Annotated in this window: 12 protein-coding genes; 4 read left to right on the top strand and 8 right to left on the bottom strand. The window is 36.5% G+C overall.

Translation table 11 applies throughout. The features are described 5' to 3' along the window. Window positions 1-24: 24 nt before the first annotated feature. Window positions 25-2,391 (bottom strand): DUF11 domain-containing protein, encoded by a 2,367-nt coding sequence (locus tag IEX65_RS26670; RefSeq protein WP_188771240.1) that lies wholly within the window; start codon window positions 2,389-2,391, stop codon window positions 25-27. Between the two features lie 35 nt (window positions 2,392-2,426). Further along, window positions 2,427-7,223, bottom strand: coding sequence for a beta strand repeat-containing protein (locus IEX65_RS26665; RefSeq protein ID WP_188771238.1), 4,797 nt, complete (start codon window positions 7,221-7,223; stop codon window positions 2,427-2,429). A gap of 351 nt (window positions 7,224-7,574) precedes the next feature. Between IEX65_RS26665 and IEX65_RS26660 the strand changes: the two genes are divergently transcribed. Continuing rightward, window positions 7,575-8,219, top strand: coding sequence for a Dna2/Cas4 domain-containing protein (locus IEX65_RS26660; protein ID WP_188771236.1), 645 nt, complete (start codon window positions 7,575-7,577; stop codon window positions 8,217-8,219). A gap of 63 nt (window positions 8,220-8,282) precedes the next feature. Here IEX65_RS26660 and IEX65_RS26655 read toward each other — a convergent pair whose 3' ends face one another. From IEX65_RS26655 to IEX65_RS26630, 6 genes are all read right to left on the bottom strand, one after another. Then, window positions 8,283-9,806, bottom strand: coding sequence for a lytic transglycosylase domain-containing protein (locus tag IEX65_RS26655; protein ID WP_188771234.1), 1,524 nt, complete (start codon window positions 9,804-9,806; stop codon window positions 8,283-8,285). A 157-nt stretch (window positions 9,807-9,963) separates the two neighbouring features. Then, entirely contained in the window at window positions 9,964-11,382 is a 1,419-nt protein-coding gene (gatA, locus tag IEX65_RS26650; protein WP_188771232.1) for an Asp-tRNA(Asn)/Glu-tRNA(Gln) amidotransferase subunit GatA, read from the bottom strand. Between the two features lie 5 nt (window positions 11,383-11,387). Then, on the bottom strand, window positions 11,388-12,512 hold the full coding sequence (locus IEX65_RS26645) for a restriction endonuclease (protein WP_188771230.1): 1,125 nt from the start codon (window positions 12,510-12,512) through the stop codon (window positions 11,388-11,390). A 1-nt stretch (window position 12,513) separates the two neighbouring features. Further along, a complete protein-coding gene (gene yhdJ, locus IEX65_RS26640) occupies window positions 12,514-13,398 on the bottom strand; it encodes an adenine-specific DNA-methyltransferase (RefSeq protein WP_188771228.1) in 885 nt (294 codons plus the stop codon). 193 nt (window positions 13,399-13,591) lie between these two features. Further along, window positions 13,592-13,768 (bottom strand): Sec-independent protein translocase subunit TatA/TatB, encoded by a 177-nt coding sequence (locus tag IEX65_RS26635; protein WP_188771226.1) that lies wholly within the window; start codon window positions 13,766-13,768, stop codon window positions 13,592-13,594. A gap of 237 nt (window positions 13,769-14,005) precedes the next feature. Then, entirely contained in the window at window positions 14,006-14,434 is a 429-nt protein-coding gene (locus IEX65_RS26630; RefSeq protein ID WP_188771224.1) for a YkvA family protein, read from the bottom strand. 379 nt (window positions 14,435-14,813) lie between these two features. Between IEX65_RS26630 and IEX65_RS26625 the strand changes: the two genes are divergently transcribed. The 3 genes from IEX65_RS26625 to IEX65_RS26615 all read left to right on the top strand — a co-directional run bounded on the left by IEX65_RS26625 (window position 14,814) and on the right by IEX65_RS26615 (window position 19,392). Then, window positions 14,814-15,752 (top strand): malate dehydrogenase, encoded by a 939-nt coding sequence (locus IEX65_RS26625; RefSeq protein ID WP_188771223.1) that lies wholly within the window; start codon window positions 14,814-14,816, stop codon window positions 15,750-15,752. Window positions 15,753-16,133: 381 nt separating this feature from the next. Further along, window positions 16,134-16,889: a hypothetical protein gene (locus IEX65_RS26620; RefSeq protein ID WP_188771221.1), complete on the top strand. Its 756-nt coding sequence runs from the start codon at window positions 16,134-16,136 to the stop codon at window positions 16,887-16,889. A gap of 76 nt (window positions 16,890-16,965) precedes the next feature. Then, window positions 16,966-19,392 carry a TonB-dependent receptor gene (locus tag IEX65_RS26615; RefSeq protein ID WP_188771219.1) on the top strand — a complete coding sequence of 809 codons (2,427 nt, stop codon included), beginning with the start codon at window positions 16,966-16,968 and terminating at the stop codon, window positions 19,390-19,392. Window positions 19,393-19,460 lie beyond the last annotated feature (68 nt).

Genomic DNA, 19,460 nt, shown 5'->3' with positions numbered 1-19,460 from the left:
AACTATTGATTATTAGTATTTTGCTTATTTAATGCTGCTTGTTTTTAGCATTCTGAATGGAGCACAATCAGGTGTGCTACAACAGCTTTGGATAACAACTTTTACGGCATCTCCATTACTTATGCAACCATTCGTGCTTTTTTCAAAAATATAGTAAGTGCCAGCCCCTGCTGCCGATGGCGTATTGACCAGTGCCGAAGTTGCACTATTACTTATGTGCCATTCAAAGACCCCTCCAACTGTTGAAGGATAAGGATTTAATGAAAGCAAATTTACGGTTGTTGCTGGACATTGATTACTTACGTCCGTCACACTCGGTGTTCTCGGACCCGTAAGTTTTACTTGAATAGATGCCAAACTAATACAACCATTGCTGTTTTTTACGGTAGCATAGTATAGACCAGAATTTGATACAATCGTGCCACTCAATGGATAAATTACAACACTACTCGCAAAATTAGAGAAAGTGCCATAATATGTAATACCACTGGTAACCTTTACGCCATTATTAAAGAGTTCGACACTGGCCAAATCAAAATTAGCTGCACAGGTTGGACTTGGTTGTGTAAAGCTCAAAGATGAACTCAAAATTACATCTACCGAACCAATGTACGGACAGTCATTAGAAGGCTTGTAGCGAATCCAATATTTACCACTTTGGGTTACGAAACTACCTAATTGATTTGTACCAGCAAGTGCATCGGCTTGGGTTTTATAATAACTTAAACTGTTGGTTATTGTATTGCCATTTAGTGTAACTTTTAGACTTGTTAAATTGTAATTTCCACAAGTATTTACACTTGTAGGATTGATGACCAAAGTTGAAGTATTGGTATTAGCCGTCACTACTAAAGGGCAACTAATTGTTGTTACTGAAGATGTAAAAGTATAAGTACCTGCACTATTAATTACTAAAGTATCAGTAATTGCCCCCGAGATTATCGAGGCATTTTTATACCATTGTATGTTCGTAAATTTCTTATCAATGCGTGCAATATAATTTGTGCCAGCACAAAGCTTAACAGGTATTGAATAACAGGCAGTTGCAAGGTTATTTGAAGTATTAGTTTCGGTAACACTCGATGTGATGAAATTAATAAAAGTATGAGATACACCTTCGGTTGTTGGACTACCAGTAATCACCAACTGAATATTTTGGCTGGCAGTTAGCGTATTGATTGTCCAAATTTTTGTTGTTTGGTTAAAAGTTGTTCCCGCAGGTACATTGATATTACTAATCGTAAAACCAGCTGGGAGTGAAATTTGGTTTTGGATATTCGAAGCACTTATCGAACCGAAGTTTTGAGCTGTATATGTAAAAATAACATTTCCACCAATGGTTGAAGTGGTACTATTAACACCCACCGAAACGCCTAAATCTGTTGAAGTTGTATTGGCTTGAATCGTTGATGTTTTATTGAAACTATTATTTGTAAGGTTGGTTTCTCCTCCACCAGCAACTACTCCATTAAGTGTAAAACTTGAACCAATATTTAAGGCATTACTTGGTGTTACATTGATGAGAAGCGGTGTGGCACTTGCCCCAGTAGCAATGCTTTGGTTATAAGTAGAACTTACTAATGTTGCTCCTCCAGTTTGTGGACTTGTACTCGAACTCCAGCCACTTCCCGAGGTTGAATTATATACAACTCCTGCGGGTAATGTTGTACTGACCGTAATAGTGCCATTACTGGCGGCAGTACCGATGTTACTTACATTAATTGTATAATTAGTGGCAGTATTGCTTGTAACTACGTTAGAGCCTGTAATGGCAGCTGTAATATCGGCCACGGTAGTTGAAGTAAGGCAAGTAACCGAACCTCCGTAATTACTTTGGTAGGCATTCCCAGTACCAAAGCCCAATACGGTCATCTGATTACCAGGGTTTGTATTAGCTGAATTTGGTGGCGAAAATGGGTCAGTATTCGTAATAAGAGCTACACTTCCAGTACAAGTACCTGTGTTTTTGAAGTTAAACAACTCAATTTCTTCACCCGCCACAATATTGAATAGGAGAGGGCTACCACTGCCATTATATCCAAAAGAAATATAGTCGGCAGCTTTATTTTCATTTGGGGCATCTACTCTCGATACACCCCAGTTCATCTGATTGCTACCTACGGATTTTCCTTGCAGATTCGAAACCAAAAATTGACTTGCCCCAATACCATGAGGTACTATGAGTGTTACCTGAGCCGTACTGATTTTGGCTTGAATATTTGAGTAAGAAGCCACCGACTTCATAAAAACTCTGTAAGTTACTTTATCGGCATCTAAGCCAACTCGATAGCTAATTTGCCCAAAACTGTTTTGACCAATGATAGACATCAAAAAAATCAATACTGTTGTGGCCGATAATGTTTTTCCGAAAATCTTGAATGTTTTATTCATGATATTTTTTAGATAGTCCTTTGTTGTAAGGGGGATTAATTTTTGGTTTTAGCTATTGTTAATGGCACGCAAATGATTGGTTTACATTCTGTACTACAATCAAAAACACTTATATTTACTGTTTGCGTAATAACGTATGTACAAAGACGACCATCGGCCGGAGTTACATCAATTTTGATATAAACTGTTTCGCCTGATGTGAATTTTTTAGGGTCAAACTGTGTGATAATTACTTTTTGTTGAGTCAGTTTATCTATGTAATAAAACTGTGCAGTACCCGGTAAATTCATCGTAGCACTAAGCGGAATCGGTGGGGCATTTCTACAAACTGTTTGATTGAGCTTAGTGGCTGTAAGTTGAGGATAAATAGAGCAGAAATTCGACATAGAAAGTGTGTCAATTCCATTTGATACCTTTACTGTATATCCAATGTTATCTTCATGGGTGAAATTTATTTGATATTTGCCAGGTGAAACCTCAGTCAATAGAGTACCAATAAGCACAGGTCGTTTTACGAGGGTATCCAAAGCGAGCATACCTGTTTGTGCAATCACTCTCCAAGTGTCGTTAGTTGGTCCATTTACGGTTACAGTTTCAAAAAGTTCTTTCTTTTCATCTAAAGTATATTCCACACCAAAGCATCTACAAGGGTCGCTAATATCGGCTTCTGGTTTCAAGAATATACCGCCATCAATAGTCAAGTTAACTGACTGCGAAGGAATCGAGGTATTTATATTGATAACTGGGCTAAAGCCAGTATAGTTATCAAAATCAGAGTCTAAACTATCGGCTACGGTCGCAGCATTTGGTTTTTTAGATAAATAATATTTTGCAGGAAGGCTAATCGGTAAGATTTTTACTTGATAATTTCCTGTGGTTAGATTTGAAAATAAGTATTTACCAGTGCTATCGGTTGATGTACTCAGCCCCGTAAAAACACCATCTTTATAAAGTTCTAATCTGACATTTTTTACTCCCGATTCATTACTGTCTTGCTTACCATTGTTATTATTATCATACCATACGTAGTCTCCGATTTTTCCTGCATTTTGACAATTATTGCTGATTATCAATGGAGTAGAAGGTTGGCTTGTTCCACACCCATTTACACAAGATGCGGTATAAGTACCCGCCGTATTAATATTTATTGTTGAGGTCGTTGCACCAGTACTCCACAAAACTTTACCCAAACCGCAACTCGAAGCAGTGAGTTGAACCAACTCATTACCGCAAATAGCAGTTTTATTAGCTGTAATGATTGGTGCATTGGGAACCGTGCCTGTAATAACTGTAACTGCTGGAGTAATTACTAACTCACCACAACTATTTGTATAAGTAGCCGAATAAGAGCCAGCAGTAGTTATAAATAAAGAATCGGCGGTTGCATTATTGATTTGGCTTCCATTCTTAAACCATTGAATATTAGTGTTTTGCTTGCCCAAGTAAGCTACGTATCCTTCGCCAGTACAAATACTCACAGGCGTTGCGTAGCACACTTTTGCAATATTATTGAATGCACGGTTATCTTGTAAACTTGTGTTAATAAGCGAGATTATAGCAAAATCAATACCCTCGATTGTGGCATAACCCGAAATATTTAATGTAAATGTTTGCCCAACCGAAATTGTTCCGACATTCCAAATTCTTGAATTTATATCATATCCTCCATTAGTGGTGCTGAAGTTTGTTACCACAAAACCCGCAGGAAGTGAAATGAGCGTTTGTACATTATTAGGTGTTCCATTGCCATTATTGATAACCGTAAATGTATAATTAACAGTTTGATTTAAGTTTGGTGTATTATTGCTAATATTCACACTTACTCCTAAATCGGCTGTGAGCGAGCTATTATTAACAATAATATTCGTGAAAAATGTATTATTGATATTTGTTGCACCGCCACCAGTCACCGAACCGTTTAAGATTATAATGCTACCAGCAGTCAGAATTCCCGAAGGAGTTATATTGAGTATTAATTGATTTGCTACACCATTAGCCTCAATGATTCCGTTGTATGTCGAAACGACCAATGTTGTACCGTTGGGTTGAGGAATTGCCACAGAAATCCAACCATTGCCTGATGTACTATTATAAAAAACACCAATGGGTAATACTGTGGTTACTGTTGTGGTACCAGTGGTAGCCGCTGTGCCAATATTATTAACATTAATGGTATAGTTATACGAATAATTTATATCTACATTAAGCACCCCATTAATAGTGGCAGTGAGTATTGGGCCACCTTGTGTAATAATAGTTAAATTTGCTGATGAAGAGTTATTGCCAGTATTAGTTTCTCCACCTCCCGATACATTGCCTGGAATCGTAAAGATTGTGTTATTCACCACATTTGCTCCTGCCGTCAGATTTACAACCAAACTATTATTTGATGCCCCTGCATTGATAATATTGTTAGTCGTAAAAGTAACGAGTATTGCTCCACCAGTTTGTAGCGTGCTACTTCCATAACTCCAACCACTACCCGTAAACGAAGTATAACTCAATCCATTCGGAATGAGCAACGAAACACTTATCGGTCCATTACTTGTTGTTGTACCAGTATTACTTACATTGATGGTATAACTTGCCAAACCATTCGGATTGGTAACGGTTGTACCATTGATACTTAATTGTAGGTCGGGAATAGGAGAAGAACCAACAATTAAAGTAATACTTGAATTAGTATTTATGCCGGTGCCAGTTATGATACTATTGATAATTATCGAAGAATTTATCGTCAGATTATTGGCAAATGATAGATTCAAAGATAATGAAGAAGCCGAGCTATTTCCTGCAATGTTATTATTGTATGTAAATGTCACTAATGTAGTACCATTTAACTGAGGAACTGCATTAACGAAAATCCAACCATTGCCCGTAAATGAAGAATAATTCACCCCCGCAGGCAATGTAATAGTATTTGTAATTATACCGCTCGAAGGCGTAGAACCATTATTAGAAAGTGTAAAAACATAACTGCCAGTACCACCTGCATTGATATTATTTATTCCGTTAATAACTAAAGAAAGATTCGCTGCGGCATTAACAATTACATTATAATTGCTCGAAATACTCCCAATCGTACCTCCACCACTTAATGTATTACCGATAATATAAGTAGTGCCAGTACCGAGGCTTGACTGGGTAATTGTATTAATCACAAGTGGAGTCGCTGCTCCACCTGCTGTAATAATTCCATTATAGGTTGATGTAAGAAGAGTAGTACCATTACCTTGGGCTGTTGCTACAACCGACCAACCTGCACCAACAAACGAGTTATAAATAAATCCAACAGGAAGTATGCTTGTCGTAACTATCTGTCCATCGGTAGCAGCAGTGCCTGTATTGCTTACATTGATGGTAAAACTACTGCTGACCCCCGCAATAATACTACTTGGACCACTAATATTTAATGCCAAATTGGCAACACTACCAATAATAACTGTGGTATTGACCGAAGATACATTATTGCTATTGGTATTATCGCCACCACCCGAAACTGCTGCTACAACTGGTAGAACCATATTATTGCTTGTATTACTACCAGCAGTTAAGTTCAGAATCAAAGCATTGGCACTTGTATTGGCATTAATTACATTCGTATTCGTAAAAGTAAGCAATATAGCTCCTCCATTTTGTAAAGTGCTACTTCCATATACCCAACCGTTACCCGTGAATGAATTATAAGATAAGCCATTCGGAATCGTAATGTTTGCCGTAACTGTCCCTACCGAGGCCGAATTTCCAATGTTTGAAATGTTTAGCGTATAATTAGCTGATTGATTTGGATTAATTGTAGAAGGGCCATTCATTGCCAACGATAAATTAGGAGAATTGACCGTCACTAATGAATTTGTACTCGCCGAATTATTAGTCAAATTATTATCTTCACCACCCGACAAGAGACTACTAATCGTAATTGAATTACCATTGCCAATACTTTCAGAGGCTGTAACATTCAGCACTAATTGTGACAAAGAACCATTAATAGCAACCACATTATTAGTGCTTGCCGTAACGATTGTGCTACCATTCGATTGAATTGCCGAACTCACACTCCAACCAGCACCACTAAATGAATTATAACTAACACCCACTGGAAGTGTAGTCGAAACCGTTATTTGCCCGTTAGATACATCAGTACCAATGTTATTGACCGAAATTGTATAATTAGTATTGATACCTGCCGTAATATTACTACTGCCACTAATACCTACCGTTAAGTCAGGAAAAGATGTTTGGCAATTTGCCCCTCCACCGTAATTACTGCTATAAGCATTACTCGTACCATACCCCAAAATTGTCATCTGATTACCAGGATTTGTGTTTTGCGAGTTAGGTGCTAAAAAAGGGTCAGTATTTGAGATTAAATTTACAGTACCAACACAACTTCCTGCATTCTGAAAATTCAATAGTTCAATTTCTTGATTGGCAATAATATCAAACAAAACTTGGCTACCACTTCCGCTAAAACCAAACGAAATGTAGTCAGAAAGCTGATTTTCATTCGGTTTATCAACTCTTGTAGCTCCCCACGACATTTGGTTCGTACCAGCTAATTTTCCTTTAATATTTGTAGGTTGAAAATAATCATTTCCTGTGCCATGAGGTACAACAATCGTCATTTGGGCGGTACTGATTTTTGCTTGGATGCCAGTATAACCTACCGCCGACTTCATATACAATCGATAAGTTTTATTATCGGCATCTAATCCTACACGATAACTGACCTGTCCTAAACTTGTAATGCTCACAAAAAGTAACATTACAAACCATAAAATACTTGTGGATGTTCTCCCTCGATTGTTGATACACGTTATTGAATCTTTCATGGTATATTAGGAAAAATATTCTTTGTTCAAAAGTATATGCCGAATGCTTTAAGTGAGTAAATACACTTTTTTCTACCTCAATGGGGACAAAAAGCATACCCTATCATGCCAAAAAACACGATAACTTATCTTGCGGTATCATAGTAATTAATAAACTTATCAAACGGATACATTTGGTTTTGTGATTTGAATATAAAAGAAGAATATTGAACGGATTAGATTTTAGCAAAGCTTTTGGTGGTAGATAATATAAAAAATGAGCTTCTTGTAAAGCAAAATCAAACTTTCGTTAGTTAATTTACTGCTATAAGTTTTTATACTTTTGCTTACTAATTCATTTGAATCAAAAATATGTCGAATTACCTATTTTCAAAGACTGCCTATATTAAAGGCGTCCAGTGTGATAAGCAATTATATCTCTATAAATATCACTATAAACTTCAAGACCCTCTCAGTCCTGAAACACTGGCTAAGTTTAAAGGCGGCCATGATTTTGAAGATGCTTACCGAGCAAAGTATTTTCCGTTTGCAGTTGATATTGAGAAAATTGCCAAGAGCAGAAATGATTATCAATCTTTGACCCAGAAAGCATTACAAAAACAAGTTTCTGATATTTTTGAGGCTACTTTTGTCTATCAAGAAGTTTTGGTAATGAATGATGTGTTGACGAGAAGTAGTGGAAAGTGGGAGATTCAAGAGATAAAAAGTAGTTCGGAACTAAAGCAAACGCATATTCAAGACATAGCCTTGCAATACTTTGTTACGAAAGGAGCTTTAGGGCAAGACCTTGATGCCAAATTAGTACTAAGTGATGAAGTAGAAACATATAAAATTATAGATGTAACTACCGAAGTAAAAGCCCTACAAGGCAGTATTGCGGCAAATATTGAGCATTTTAAGAATGTTTTGGAGCAAGATAGTATTCCACAAATTAGCGTTGGCAACCAGTGCGAAGACCCCTATAAATGTAGTTTTTGGGGCTACTGCCATAGGTAAATATAAACTAAAAGCGGTACCAAGATTTTTCTTGATACCGCTTTTGTATAGAATCATTGCCGATTAAACAATTTTCAATTTCTGACCTTTTTTTACTGAATTTGAGCGTAAACCGTTCATTTTCTTGATTTTCTCTACCGAAATACCACCGTATCTTTGCGAAATGCTCCAAAGCGTATCACCTCTCTGAACAATATGATATTTAGGTTTGGTCTTTTCTATCGTTTTCTTCGATTTTCTTTCTTCCTTAATCGTACGTTCTACCTCAACAACCTCTTCATCGTCATCCAATATTACGAGTTTTTGTCCAACCATGATTTTCGATGACTTTAAGTGATTCCACACTTTCAAATCATACATATCAACGTCATACTTTTCAGCAATTCGATTCAATACATCGCCTCTTTTTACTGTATAAGTCTTCTTCTTTACTTTACGAATTTTCTTGATTTCGTCTTCGACTTTTTCAGGCTTATCATTTTCTTCAACTATTGTTTCGTTATCGTTCGATGCTCTTGCCGAGCCACCACCTATGATAACCACACCATTTTCGATTACATCTTTACTTGATGCCAACATCACCGAAACTCCATTTTGTCTTTGAGCCGAATCTAAAATCATTTGTCGATTAGCCTCAAAATACGCATAGCTTTCAGCAGGAATTTTTAATTCAAAACCTCTCGAGTGAGCTGGTAAAACACCTTTTAGAATTGAAGGATTGTGTTTCTGAATATCATCAATACTGATACCACTCATGTTTGAGAAAGTTTCGAGGTCTAAATAGCCATCAATAATTACTTTCTCAACTGCCACAGGCTCCATGATTTCTTCTGGGAAGATACCATATTCATCAGCATGATTCATCATGTACATAATGGCCGTGAACTGCGGAACATACGCACGAGTATCTTTGTGCAAGTAGGGGTGTAATTGCCAATAGTTGGTGATATTTCCTGCACGACGAATCGCACGACGTAAATTACCTGGACCAGTATTGTATGATGCCAAAACCAATTCCCAATCTCCGAAGATATTATATAACTGGCGGAAATACTTACAAGCTGCTTCGGTTGACTTTTCGATGTCCATGCGGTCATCAACGTATTCGTCAACTCGTAAGCCAAAATCTTTACCCGTAGGTTTCATAAATTGCCAAAGACCAACCGCTTTTGCGTGTGAAATTGCCTTCGGATTCAAGCCTGATTCAAGCATCGAAAGATACTTTAGTTCGTCAGGCATATTGTATTTTGCTAAATATTTCTCAAAAATCGGGAAGTAAAAATTCTTCCTTTCGAGCATTTTTTTTGTAAAGCTCGGCTTTTTGAAGATAAAATAATCTACAAAGCTATGTACGATTGAATTATACTGTAAAGGAATCGAACGCTGCATGTTCTGAAACCCTTCTCGCACTTTATTGACGTCGGCAGTCGGAATGAAAGCCTCTACGGTAGGAAGTTCTTCAACGAGCGAGTCTTCGGCCGAAACTGTAATTGCCTCTTCAGGAATGACTGATTGTGCATTTGTAATGAAACACGCACAACCCAAAAAACTCGTTAGGACAAGAATTTTTTTAGATATCTTCATCATTATAATATATTAGCGAAGGTATTTTACGCTTGATTTATGGTGTTAGGAAAGCAAACCATCATCAAAAATAATTCATAAGTACTTTTTTGTCAAGTAAATAGTGTTTTATTTTTGTATTTTCAAATATTTCTGAAAGTATAAATTATTCAAAAATATTCTATTGCTCTAATGATTTTGCAAAAGCGAGCATTTCTGCTTCATCAAAATTCTTGCCAAGAATTTGAATTCCGATTGGTAAACCTTCTGAATTTTCACCATTTGGAATCGAAATACAAGGATTTCCTATCACATTTGCTTGAACCGTAAAGATGTCCATCAAAAACATTTGTAATTGGTCATCTGATTTTTCACCAATCTTAATTGCCGGTGTCGGCGTGGTTGGCGAAATCAGAAAATCGTATTTTGATAAAATCTCATCAGTCGATTCTTTTATTAAACGACGAACCCTCTGGGCTTTCGTATAATAAGCATCATAATAATCTGCACTTAATACAAAAGTACCTATAATAATGCGACGACGCACCTCTGCTCCGAAGCCTTCAGCACGTGATTTTTTGTAGAGTTGCTCTAAATTTTTAACACCTGCGGCACGATGCCCGTAACGAACGCCATCGAATCTCGAAAGATTTGAACTTGCTTCGGCAGTTGTTAAGATATAATACGTTGGCAATAAATATTTCATCAAAGGGTAGTCAACCGCCTCAACAATGTGTCCTGCCGCTCGAAGTTGCTCAATTTTTACTGCCGTATTTTTTCTTACGTCTTCGTCCAGTCCTTCACTTTCGAGTGCTTCACGCATGTACGCAAGGCGATATTGTTTTTTCGGAGCAAGGTTTTCAGAATAGGCAGGAACTGAGGTATGCGAAACGGTACTGTCGTGTTCGTCAGCACCTGCTATGATTTCGAGTAGGAGGGCAGCATCTTCAACCGTTTTGGTAATTGGCCCGATGCAGTCAAAAGATGATGCGTAGGCAATCAGACCCCAACGAGAAACCCTCGAGTAGGTTGGTTTTAAGCCAACTACGCCACAAAAAGCCGCTGGCTGACGTACCGAACCACCAGTATCAGACCCAAGCGATGCCAAACACATGTCGGCTTGCACGGCTACGGCCGAAGCTCCCGAAGAGCCACCCGGTACACGAGTTGGGTCGGCAAAGTTGAGGGTTGGGCCAAAAGCAGAGTTTTCGTTGGACGAACCCATTGCAAATTCATCACAGTTTTGGCGACCGATAATAATGGCATCTTCGGCCAAGATTCGCTCAACGGCAGTAGCCGTAAATTGCGACTGGAAACCATTTAAGATTTTGCTTGATGCTTGTAATCCATGATTTTCGTAGGCCAACACATCTTTCAAGCCAATAACCATACCCGCCAAACGTCCAGCTGTTCCGTCTTTAATTTTCTGGTCAACAGTTTCTGCTTGTTTTAGGGCTTCATCGGCATATACTTCCAGAAAAACATTCAGATTTTTATGGGTTTCGATTTGCTGTAAATAATGCTTTACCAACGAAACACAGTTGGTTTCACCGCTGGAAATGGCTTGTTTTACTTCTTTGAATGAATTGTATTTGGTCATTTTAATTAAATTTCGTCGATTTCTTCGTCATCTGAGTAGTTGAACTCTACCTTGCTTTGGTTTATTATTTCTTCAAGTATCTGATTCAAATAACCATTGTTAACAGCTTCTTTGAGCCTTTGTTGGAGTATAGAAATGTTAATAAGCTCTTCAATACAACTCAAGTATTTCTCTACAATGCTATTGATTGAATAAGTTTTTAGGGCATTTTGCCTAATTTTATTGTACAGAATATCTATTTCTACATCAGATTTTACAATAAATGTGACTGGATACTTTTGAATTTTGTCAATGTCTAAGAAGTATTTCTTAAAATCTAAAGTTTCAGTAACTTGGAAAAACCTTCCAAGAGGTTTCATTACAAAATCTATTCCTCCATCATTAGCATTTGTTCTACCTGTTTTATATAACTTTAGTTTTTCCTTATTGAGTTGAGTAAGGTCATATCCCCAATAAATTATACTGTCTTGATAATGGTATTTGAGAATAGAGAAACTTATTATTTCAAAAAGCCTTGCATCTACACTTGGAGCTAACAGGCTAATAATAAATTCTTCAACTTCGGTTGAGTTTTGAGTTGCAATTTTTTGTAGCTCTTCACATGATTTGATAAATCTTTGAAAGGCATCTTGCTTAGTTTTAGAATACTCATCAATTATCTCAATAATTGTCTTTGAAATATTGAAGTTCTTTTGTTCAATTTGAATTTTTAGAAGATTCTCATTAATCCAGTAACGGTTAGTTGTCAGATTACGAATAATTGGAATATACTCTGAATTGGGAAAATATTTTTGAAACTCGGCGTTCATTCGATTATTCAAAGCATGATTTTGTAACTTATTGCCAAAAGGTAATTCTCTCTGTCTTGCCAAAAGTTTGTTAAATAATGCACCTTCGTAATCTGTATAACCACCCTTTTCTTGGAATCTATTTGAAATATAATCTTCAACGATTACGTATATCGCATAAAGATTCGCAAAGCTTGAACGTGATTTAGAACCACGATTAGCAGAACGAGTTTTTTCATTGATATACTGAATTAACAGGCTTTTTTCAAAAATCTTATCTGCATTTTCTTGAAACTCTTTTTGTAAAATAGTTTTAATATTCAACGTAAATGTATGTTCCATCTTATTCAAATAAAGTTAATGTCTGTGGCAATTTATTGTCAGTGGAAACATAGTTAGTTTCAAAAGTTCGAGTTTCTTTTTGTAACGACTCGCCTTTGTATTCTTTTGCTAAATTAAGTCGTCTTAAACCTATTTTTATATAATCTTCTTGTAAATCAATTCCAATAGATTTTCTACCTAATTTTTGAGCAACAAAGCAGGTTGTAAACGTGCCAGAGAATGGGTCTAAGACCAAATCTCCTTTATTAGAACTTGCTTTAATAATACGTTCCAACAAAGCAATAGGTTTTTGAGTAGGGTGGTTCTCATATTCATCCATTCTGTAACGAACTCTGGCAAAATCCCAAACATTACCAGGGACTTTTTCGGAATTATAGACCGTAGGAACTGCTTTTCTATAGTCAATTAGCTTTCGTTTAGCTCCTGTTTTAGCTTCAACCAAGATATCTTCAGCATTAAAAGTATAGTTGCTTTTATCTTTGGTGCAAAAAAGTATCGGCTCGTACATTGAACCAAAATATTTTTTGGCTTGGACCCCCGAACTATCATACGACCAAACGATTCTGGATAGAATATGTAACTTTTTTCTCAGGTGGATATCGAAATAAGGCATAAATTGGGTGGAAGTCATTACGTACAAACTTCCATTTGGCTTTAGTTTCTGAATACATAAATCAAGCCATTCATAACACCAACTTAGATAATCATCATCTTTAGCCCATTTATCTAAAGTACCATTAAAGTTTTTTCCGATGTTGTACGGAGGGTCTGCAAAAATTAAATCTATGGAACTATCTTTAATTTGTGTTCGCAATACTTCTAAGGCATCACCAAGTATAATCTGTGATGAGCAATCTAAAGAATTGATATTGCCAAATATTTCCATTTTTTTACTCTTACAATTAATTAATTTAATTCTGCAAATCTACAAAAAAGCAGATGTAATACTTAGAATGAGATGTATCTAAACAAAAAAACAACAGCACTCAATTTAAAACTGAGTGGCTGTTGTTAAGGTGTTGCCAATATGCGGTTACCTGAGCGAAGCCGAAGGCAGCAGAATATTGGCAAAAAAATCCTTATTTATCTTCTGAAGTTGCTTTTTCGATGTTTTCTTTTACTTCACGAGAAGCATCTTTAAACTCACGAATTCCTTTTCCTAATCCACGTGCAAGCTCAGGTAATTTCTTAGCACCGAAAAAGAAAAGAATTACAACTAAAATCAGAATCATTTCTGTACTTCCAAGACCAAACATAATATTATTAATTTAAAGTGTTTTTTAGTCGATAGACCGCAGACTACTGTCCACAGTGTTTTTATTTTGTTTATTCTACTACAAATGTAAAAGTAAATTGGAAATTAAAAAATTAATTTCGTCTTAAACTTTCGACTGGCTGAGTTCGATATTTGATGTAAAAAATAAGGCTTCGATGATTAAAAGATTGATTATCAACTGAATTTTAGTTTATGTCGATTCAATCCTCCTAATTGTCTATTTCTTATTTTTCCACTGGTCAAATTTTACGAGTTCATCGTCAATACTTTTAAAAATAAATACCAATAGAGCCACATCATCGCTCAAGCCAATAAATGGCAAGAAGTCAGGAATGATGTCAATCGGTGATATAAAATATACAAAAGCGGCAATGATTTTAAGTAAATTACCGAGTTCGATTTGGCGATAATCACCCACAGCGTATGCTTTGATAAGCGTACCCATGATTGTGATTTTCTCTCTGATGACATCAAAAATTCCGCCTACGCCCATTTCTTGGGTTTTAGTGAGAGCGGCTTGTAATAATTTCAATAAACTTTTTGCATTTTTTGCGATTCGAGGGGCTTTCCCCAAAGCACTTTTATAAATGGCAGATTCGATTATTTTTGACAGCAAACTTTGTGTTGAACTCGCTTTGGTACTCATTTTATTAGGTTATTGTGCTTTGTAAAAGAAATTTTTGGGTAATTGGTTTCTCGAAGTTCCTGTGCAAAAATAGCTCGCATTGCTGCAATGACTTTCTGAAACATACCATAGAAACGTAAAAACTTATAAAAATTATCCATGAAATATAAAAAATGCAAAAAAAACATTCAAATACATTGTTTTGTATTAGTTTTGTCCAATAAATTTGTTGCCAATTTACAACAAAACCATTTTGCTGATTTTTATACTAAAACTGCTACATGGTAAGTTATAAATTTATCTAAATATTTCTTCAACTTTCATGTCTAATCCATAACCCCAAGGCATGAATTAATTTATAAAAAGTTCCTCCTTTGGGGGTTAGGGGGCTTAAAAAACTATGAAAGTAACAGTAGTAGGTGCAGGTGCGGTTGGTGCAACCACTGCCGACAACATTGCTCGCAAGCAAATCGTAGATGAAGTTGTATTGCTCGATATTAAGCAAGGTGTTGCTGAGGGAAAAGCAATGGACTTGATGCAAACAGCTTCATTAGAGGGCTTCGATACAACTATCATCGGTTCGACAAATGATTATACAAAAACTGCAAAATCTGATGTAGTAGTAATTACTTCAGGTTTACCACGTAAGCCAGGTATGACTCGTGAAGAGTTGATTGGTATCAACGCTGGTATCGTAAGAGATGTAGTTACAAAAATCTTGACTCACTCACCAAAAGCGATTTTATTGATTGTTTCTAACCCAATGGATACAATGACTTACTTGGCGTATCAAGTAGCTCAAGAAATGGGCGTAAACAAAAAACGTATCATTGGTATGGGTGGTTCTTTGGATTCATCACGTTTCCGTTATTATTTATCTCAAGCAACTGGTTTTGCTCAAAGCGATATTCACGGACAAGTAATCGGTGGACACGGCGATACTACAATGATTCCATTGACTCGTTTGGCTACTGTAAACAGTATTCCAGTAAGCCGTTTCTTATCAAAAGAAGTATTGGAGAAAGTTGCTGCTGACACAATGGTTGGTGGTGCTACTCTTACAGGCTTGTTGGGTACTTCGGCTTGGTATGCTCCAGGTATCGCATCATGTGCGGTTGTTGAGGCTATCGTGCGTGACGAGAAAAAAGTAATTCCTTCAAGTGTTTACTTAAATGGTGAGTACGGTCAAAAAGACATCTGTATGGGTGTGCCAGTAGTAATTGGCCGTAACGGTTGGGAGAAAATCATCAACATCCGTTTGAACCAAGAAGAACAAGCTGCGTTTGCAAAATCGGCTGATGCAGTTAGAAATATGAATAATGTATTAGCGACGTTGTAATATTCGATTTATTATTTCGTGAAAAACTCGTGGAAGCTTTGCTTGTACGAGTTTTTTTATGTGCTTAAAGTCGTTAAATGTACTTTTGATGAATCTTAAATTGTTGATTATGAGTGTTTTATAGTATGTGTTTAATTGTGAAAATTATTGGGGTAATCATAGATACAAAATAGAATCTAAAGAAATTAAGGTTCTATTTTATTTATATATTCCTAAAAAAATTGTAGTTTTAAACTGTTGATTATAAAGTATCTATAAAAACATTTGAGAAAGAGATTTACTGTGAAAAGTACTGCTTGAAAGAATGATTTAATAGCTATTTTGCTTTAATCTTTAATAAACGCAACCAAATAACATTCCTAATTCATTAAAATAAGTCTCATGAAAAAACATTACTTCTCGATATGCTTACTGCTTATTGTGATTCAGACGAATGCTCAGTCGCTTACTTCCTTAAAACGAAAGCTCATTCATAGTAATCAAGTCAATAAGCAACTAAAGGCCGAAAATAAAAATCTTCACGAATACCAAAAGAAACTCATCACGATTGTTTCAAACGTTAGAGATTCGTTAAACACTGAGCTTGCCTCCAATAAAAACATGGCTTTGTATGTACAGCGAGTTTCTACCGATAATAAAAAACTGCAAGAAGAAAATATCATTAATTACAGTAAAATACAAAAACTATCGAATGATTTGAGTGCTTCTGAGAGTAAAGGTTTGGAGTTGAATTATGAAAAAGAGATTTTAGCAAATCCCGCAATCAGTCGTATCTATGATGCCCCAATAGATGATGTTAAGTTGAAATATATCGGAAAATTAGGCGATGCTGCTTTGGGCTTTAAGTATGATGAAAAAGATGATAATAGTTATAAAATAACAAAAGCGTTCGATGGTGATACAGAAGCATGGTGGGTATTTGATAAAACCATTGATATCTTATTAGAAATAACGGTTAAGTTTCAACCGCATAAATATGATAAAAACCGCACATTAGCGTATATCTCAACTAATCTCATGGAGAAAGTACGATTCAGTAATAAGCCTTTTGCTCCTCAAAACGACCCAGATAAAGTAGAATTGTATCAAAAGAAGGCTATTCGTTTATTGGAAAGTGGCCTGAAATCAAGCAAATAGATTATTGTAAATAAACGGTCGTGTTGTCGGCCAAGAGTGAAATTAAAACTGCTCAATTACGCTAATAGTGCTACTTATGAAACGATATATATACTTTTTATTATTACTTCCGTCGCTGGTTTTTGCTCAAAATAAATTGAAAGGTAAAGTTACAAGAGCCGAAAACGGAGAACCTTTGGTTGGGGCAGCCGTTGAAATAAAAGGAACAAGCAGAGGAACGATTACTGATTTGAAAGGCCAATACGAGCTTCGAGTACCTAATAATTTAGGCGAACTGAATATTGAAGTTAAATTCATTGGTTTTAAGGATATTCATAAAACAGTTAAGGTTACTGGAGTGAATACTCAATACGATTTTCAGATGGTCAGCAATGATTTGCAATTACCCGATGTGGTAGTTTCGGCTCGTAGGGTAGAGGAGTTTTTGCAAAAAGTACCCGTTGCAGCATCGGTAGTTTCGTCGAGTGATATTGAGCGTCGAAGTGTTTATAGCACCATCGAAGCTCTCAATAACATACCCAATATGATGACCGATTCGTGGGTGGCATCACAACCAACGTTTTCGATTCGAGGATTAGCTTCAAATTTTGATAACGTCGGTTTTGAATCAACAGTTGCTCTTTATATTGATGATGTATATTTTTCTCGTGGGTTTGGTTTTAACTCAACTCTTTTCGACATCGCAAGGGTAGAAGTTCTTCGTGGGCCTCAAGGTACTCTTTTCGGCAAAAACACCGTCGGTGGTGTTGTCAATGTAATTTCTGAAACGCCCGAATTTGCTAATAATGGGCAAGTAGAAGTCAATTTTGGGAACTATGGGTTTGCTCAGTTTCGGGGAAAATACAACACTGAGTTAATCAAGAATAAATTGGCTCTTCGCCTAACTGGGGCATTTACACATCGGAATGGTTATATTACCGACCTCAATTCGGTAAGTAATGGATACAACAAAACTATTTTTGGTGGTGGAAGAGGCTCGCTTTACTACAAACCAAATGACAAAACTCGTGTCACTGCTCGTTTCTATTACGGACAAGATGTAAAAGGAGAAAATACTTTTGTTTATGGTTCAACAGAAGACGGAAACCCTCTTGGAATTCCTGCCGATACTTATAAATCAACTACAAGCGATGTGCCGAATACATTTGAGCGTCAGCAATTTGGTGGTTCGGTAAAAGCTGAGTTTGACTTGAAACAAGGGCGTACGCTTACATCAATTACTGCCTATAATAATTCAGATGATTTTTATTTGGGAGATAACGACCTCACGAAGTTGAGTGTTTCGAGTTGGGGACGTAACCAAAAATTACAAAATTTCAGTCAAGAAATCAGAGTGAGTTCGCCTCGTGACCAAAAGCTTACATATGTAGGAGGCCTTTATTTTCTGAACGAACAAGTGAGTGGCAAAGACACTTTTTCTTTGACAAAAGACTTTTTGCCATTAGCTGAAAAATTGATGGAGAAAAAGTTTGGTCGTTATAATGATTATGTCGAAACGGCTACAACTAATAGTAAAATTTCATCGCAAAGTATTGCCATGTTTTTATCTGGAGGCTATAAGGTAACAAGTAAGCTAACCGCAAACATAGGCCTACGTTTTACGGCCGAAAACAAAAAACTGTCTTATTATCAGCCTTTGACCTATTTTATGGATAAAGGAAAACCTGTGGGTGCAATTGATTATTATGCAGTAGAGTTGGGGTCGAAATCAGACCCTTACGAAACCAGTACGATAGATAACGTACTCTCAGGAGAAGCCAGTTTAAACTATGAGGTAAATCCTTTTGCGATGGCTTATCTGAAATATTCGAGAGGCTTCAAAGGAGCTGGTTTCAATACGAGTGTTTCGGGCGATGAAACAGGTGCAAGTTTAGTTTTTAAACCAGAGTATGTAAATTCGTATGAGTTTGGTTTCAAGTCTAAATTCAACGAACGTACTCGTCTGAATGGAGCTATTTTCTACGTTGATTATAAAAATAAACAAGAAATTCTTGACCAAGGTTATAAAATTGAAGTGGCTAATGCCGCTCGCACAAGTGGATTTGGTGCCGAACTTGAGTTTAATATTATGTATAAAAGACTCCGTTTGGATATTTCGGGTGGGGTAGTTGGTATGCGTTATCGTGAATTTATGTTTGGCGAAGATGATTATTCGGGCAACAAACTATTGAAAGCACCGAATGCTACGTTTTCGGTTGCACCACAATATAATGTTGATTTAGGCGATAAATATAGATTGGTTTTGGGGGCAAACATCAATTATACGGGGAAAGCCTACAACGATATAAGTAATTATGAAGTAATTGCTCGTAAAGCTGCGACTATTGTGAATGCCCGTGCAGGAATTATGCCTAAAAATGGCAAATGGAGTATTGCTTTGTGGGGCAAAAATCTGACTAACACTCGTTATATTCAGCATGGATTTGAGTATGAGTGGGGCAATCAGATTTCGTGGAGCCGCCCAACCTATGTGGGTCTTGAAATGTATCTCAATTTCTTTTGAAATAAATGATGGTTTGATAATAAAAACTGTAGGGTAAAAAGCCTTACAGTTTTTTTATTGTGTTTTGC

The sequence above is a fragment of the Emticicia aquatilis genome (assembly GCF_014644295.1).
GTDB classification, from domain to species: domain Bacteria; phylum Bacteroidota; class Bacteroidia; order Cytophagales; family Spirosomataceae; genus Emticicia; species Emticicia aquatilis.
Note: the sequence above shows the minus strand (reverse complement) of the source record. Positions and strands in the feature narration are given on the sequence as shown.

Excerpts from the sequence above, each read along its gene's own strand:
- IEX65_RS26670 (WP_188771240.1), bottom strand. The coding sequence starts at position 2,391 with ATGAATAAAACATTCAAGATTTTCGGAAAAACATTATCGGCCACAACA.
- IEX65_RS26665 (WP_188771238.1), bottom strand. The coding sequence starts at position 7,223 with ATGAAAGATTCAATAACGTGTATCAACAATCGAGGGAGAACATCCACA.
- IEX65_RS26660 (WP_188771236.1), top strand. The coding sequence starts at position 7,575 with ATGTCGAATTACCTATTTTCAAAGACTGCCTATATTAAAGGCGTCCAG.
- IEX65_RS26655 (WP_188771234.1), bottom strand. The coding sequence starts at position 9,806 with ATGATGAAGATATCTAAAAAAATTCTTGTCCTAACGAGTTTTTTGGGT.
- gatA (WP_188771232.1), bottom strand. The coding sequence starts at position 11,382 with ATGACCAAATACAATTCATTCAAAGAAGTAAAACAAGCCATTTCCAGC.
- IEX65_RS26645 (WP_188771230.1), bottom strand. The coding sequence starts at position 12,512 with ATGGAACATACATTTACGTTGAATATTAAAACTATTTTACAAAAAGAG.
- yhdJ (WP_188771228.1), bottom strand. The coding sequence starts at position 13,398 with ATGGAAATATTTGGCAATATCAATTCTTTAGATTGCTCATCACAGATT.
- IEX65_RS26635 (WP_188771226.1), bottom strand. The coding sequence starts at position 13,768 with ATGTTTGGTCTTGGAAGTACAGAAATGATTCTGATTTTAGTTGTAATT.
- IEX65_RS26630 (WP_188771224.1), bottom strand. The coding sequence starts at position 14,434 with ATGAGTACCAAAGCGAGTTCAACACAAAGTTTGCTGTCAAAAATAATC.
- IEX65_RS26625 (WP_188771223.1), top strand. The coding sequence starts at position 14,814 with ATGAAAGTAACAGTAGTAGGTGCAGGTGCGGTTGGTGCAACCACTGCC.
- IEX65_RS26620 (WP_188771221.1), top strand. The coding sequence starts at position 16,134 with ATGAAAAAACATTACTTCTCGATATGCTTACTGCTTATTGTGATTCAG.
- IEX65_RS26615 (WP_188771219.1), top strand. The coding sequence starts at position 16,966 with ATGAAACGATATATATACTTTTTATTATTACTTCCGTCGCTGGTTTTT.